General features: G+C 54.8%; 1 tRNA gene and 2 rRNA genes (1 of these 3 cut by a window edge). All 3 read right to left on the reverse strand.

Features of this window, described 5'->3' with window-relative positions:
* Positions 1–55: 55 nt before the first annotated feature.
* A tRNA-Met gene (locus ACYG9V_RS00315) sits at positions 56–132 on the reverse strand.
* 258 nt (positions 133–390) lie between these two features.
* Positions 391–505 (reverse strand): 5S ribosomal RNA (gene rrf, locus ACYG9V_RS00320).
* Positions 506–705: 200 nt separating this feature from the next.
* Positions 706–2,500 (reverse strand): 23S ribosomal RNA (locus ACYG9V_RS00325) (it continues 1,007 nt past the right edge of the window).

Consider the following 2,500-nt stretch of genomic DNA (forward strand, 5'->3'; position numbering starts at 1 on the left):
CATCGAGCACGGTCCGAACGCAAAAAGCCCGCGTGAAGCGGGCTGTTTTTGATGTTGGTTGCGGGGACAGGATTTGAACCTGTGACCTTCAGGTTATGAGCCTGACGAGCTACCGGGCTGCTCCACCCCGCGTCACCTCCAGGGCAAGCTCTTGCTTGCTCCGGACTCTCCAGGGCAAGCTCTTGCCTGCTCCGGATCTGAAGCAAGCGTTTGCTTGCTTATCTGGACGTAAGCCTGGGCCTATGAACAGGATGGCTTACAGATAGGTATATGGCTGACCAAATGAAAGGGCCGCTTGCGCGGCCCGTGATCCCTTGGCGGGCCTTTTCGTAGAGAGAAGATTTCAGTTTCATCCGGTTTGCGGATGAGAGTTCAACGTGCGTTTTGCAGACCTGGCAGCGACCTACTCTCCCGCGTCTTGAGACGAAGTACCATCAGCGCTGGAGCGTTTCACGGCCGAGTTCGGAATGGGATCGGGTGCAGCCGCTCCGCCATAACCACCAGGTCGGCAAAACGCACGTTATATCGAGAAGCTGTTTTTTCGTGCCAAGGCGACGTTTGTGTCTAGCTAACGGACAAAGTCCGCAAGCGCGACTGCGCGTCGCCGGTTTTCCGGCGCCCTCGCGGAGCATAGGCCCTGTAAGGGCCGCTCATGCGTGAGCGCTGGTCAGATCATCGTGTTCACGATGAGCATAAGGAATGAGAACGATCAAGCCGATCGAACTATTAGTACCGGTAAGCTTCAAGCGTTGCCGCTCTTCCACACCCGGCCTATCAACGTGGTCGTCTTCCACGGTTCTCAGGGAATACTCGTTTTAAGGTGGGTTTCCCGCTTAGATGCCTTCAGCGGTTATCCCGTCCGGATATAGCTACCCTGCTATGCGGCTGGCGCCACAACAGGTCCACCAGAGATCCGTCCATCCCGGTCCTCTCGTACTAGGGACAGATCCTTTCAATATTCCTACACCCACGGCAGATAGGGACCGAACTGTCTCACGACGTTCTGAACCCAACTCACGTACCGCTTTAAATGGCGAACAGCCATACCCTTGGGACCTGCTCCAGCCCCAGGATGCGATGAGTCGACATCGAGGTGCCAAACAACCCCGTCGATATGGACTCTTGGGGGTCATCAGCCTGTTATCCCCGGCGTACCTTTTATCCGTTGAGCGATGGCCCTTCCACGCGGGACCACCGGATCACTATGACCGACTTTCGTCTCTGCTCGACTTGTCAGTCTCGCAGTCAGGCAGGCTTATGCCATTGCACTCAGCGAACGATTTCCGACCGTTCTGAGCCCACCATCGCGCGCCTCCGTTACTCTTTAGGAGGCGACCGCCCCAGTCAAACTACCCACCATACATTGTCCCGGACCCGGATAACGGGCCGCGGTTAGACATCCATAGTAATAAGGGTGGTATTTCAAGGGTGGCTCCACCTGAGCTGGCGCCCAGGTTTCAAAGCCTACCACCTATCCTACACATGCCACTACGAATGCCAATGTAAAGCTATAGTAAAGGTGCACGGGGTCTTTCCGTCTAACCGCAGGAACCCCGCATCTTCACGGGGAATTCAATTTCACTGAGTCTATGCTGGAGACAGCGGGGAAGTCGTTACGCCATTCGTGCAGGTCGGAACTTACCCGACAAGGAATTTCGCTACCTTAGGACCGTTATAGTTACGGCCGCCGTTTACTGGGGCTTCGATTCAGAGCTTGCACCCCTCCTCTTAACCTTCCAGCACCGGGCAGGCGTCAGACCCTATACGTCGTCTTGCGACTTCGCAGAGCCCTGTGTTTTTGATAAACAGTCGCTACCCCCTGGTCTGTGCCACCCTCCTCTACTTGCGTAGAAAAGGGTCACGCTTCTTCCGAAGTTACGCGTGCAATTTGCCGAGTTCCTTCAGCATAGTTCTCTCAAGCGCCTTGGTATACTCTACCTGACCACCAGTGTCGGTTTCGGGTACGGTTTATAAGGAGGAGCTATTTCCTGGAACCGCTCCGCTGCCCGTTCAATCCGATAAGATTGGACAACTTGTGCGATCCGTCACTACCTCCAAGCCCACGAATATTAACGTGGTTCCCATCGACTACGCGTTTCCGCCTCGTCTTAGGGGCCGGCTAACCCTGCTCAGATTAGCTTTAAGCAGGAACCCTTGGTCTTTCGGCGGGGGAGTCTCTCACTCCCCTTACGTTACTCATGTCAGCATTCGCACTTCTGATACCTCCACCACCCCTCACGGGTATGGCTTCGTCAGCTTACAGAACGCTCCGCTACCGCTTGGCCCTTGCGGACCAAACCCTAAGCTTCGGTGTATGGCTTTAGCCCCGTTACATTTTCGGCGCAAAGACCCTTATTTAGACCAGTGAGCTGTTACGCTTTCTTTAAATGATGGCTGCTTCTAAGCCAACATCCTGGTTGTTTTGGGATCCTCACATCCTTTCCCACTTAGCCATAACTTGGGGACCTTAGCTGTAGGTCAGGGTTGTTTCCCTTTTCAC

The sequence above is a fragment of the Mesorhizobium sp. W016 genome (assembly GCF_054719485.1).